The organism is Mariniluteicoccus endophyticus (assembly GCF_054780035.1).
In genome coordinates this window covers 1-1,061 of sequence record NZ_BAAGXC010000033.1, presented here as the reverse complement: position 1 = coordinate 1,061, position 1,061 = coordinate 1, and the positions used below count along the sequence as shown (strand labels likewise).

Below are 1,061 nucleotides of genomic sequence, written 5' to 3'. Positions count from 1 at the left end.
GTGAGATCGGTAAGGCTTATGCGGCTCAGGGTTGGGAGCGTGGGTCGTTGGGTTATCCGACGGGTCCAGAGGGTCCGGTGGTGAATGGGACGATCACGCAGAATTTCCAGGGTGGGAAGCTGGTGTTCCATTTCGACACCGGCCGCGTCGACAACGGCGCGCCGGCCCTGCCGGCCGGCGAGCGCTGCACCGCCTCCCACTACTGGGAGCCGCAGCCGACCGCCTCGGGCGAGTGGTTCAACCCCAACGCGATGACCGCGGCCCACAAGACCCTGCGCCTGAACTCGTGGGCGCGCGTGACCAACACGGCCAACGGACGCAGCGTCGACGTGCGTATCAACGACCGCGGCCCCTACGTCGCGGGCCGCTGCATCGACCTGTCCACCGCGTCGTTCTCCGCCATCGGCGACACGCGCCAGGGCCTGATCAACGTGGTGGTGCAGCCGCTGTGAACGCCATGAAGCCTCTGCAGGCCGTGCTCCGCCTGGGTCTCGGCCTGGGCCTCGCCCTCACCGCCGTCACCCCCGCCCTCGCGGCGCCGACGACCACCCCGACGCCCTCGGTGTCTGCGTCAGCCACGCCGTCGGTGTCCGCGTCGGCCACGCCCTCGCGTACGGCTTCGGCCACGCCGGGCCCCTCGATCGCAACGTCACCCACGCCGTCGGTGACCGTGACCCGGTCGGCGACCCCGACGCGGGTTGCGACGCCCCAGGCCTCGGCCACTCCGTCGGTATCAGCCACGTCGCCGATCGGGAGGCGCTGGACCGAGCTCGGCGGCGCCGGCTCACCGCTGGGTGTCCCGCTCGCCGCGGAGGTCTGCGGGTTGCGCGACGGCGGGTGCTACCAGAAGTTCCGGGGCGGCTCGATCTACTGGTCGCCGGCGTCCGGGGCACATCCTGTGTGGGGTTTGATCATGGACGCGTACGCGTCGCACGTCTTCGAGCGTGGACCGCTCGGCTACCCGGTGGGCGCGGAGTTCTGCGGCCTGAAGAACGGTGGGTGTGGTCAGCGTTTTGAGCGTGGCTACATCTATTGGTCGCAGGCTTCGGGTGCTCATCCGG

2 protein-coding genes are annotated in these 1,061 nt (G+C 70.2%); both read left to right on the top strand.

The genetic code is table 11. The annotated features are described in order from the left end of the window. The coding region (locus ACYVGD_RS15120; RefSeq protein WP_460744613.1) for a septal ring lytic transglycosylase RlpA family protein at positions 1–452 on the top strand (452 nt) is incomplete at its 5' end. A gap of 5 nt (positions 453–457) precedes the next feature. Next, positions 458–1,061 (top strand): LGFP repeat-containing protein (locus tag ACYVGD_RS15115; protein ID WP_460744612.1); only part of this gene is annotated, 604 nt, incomplete at its 3' end.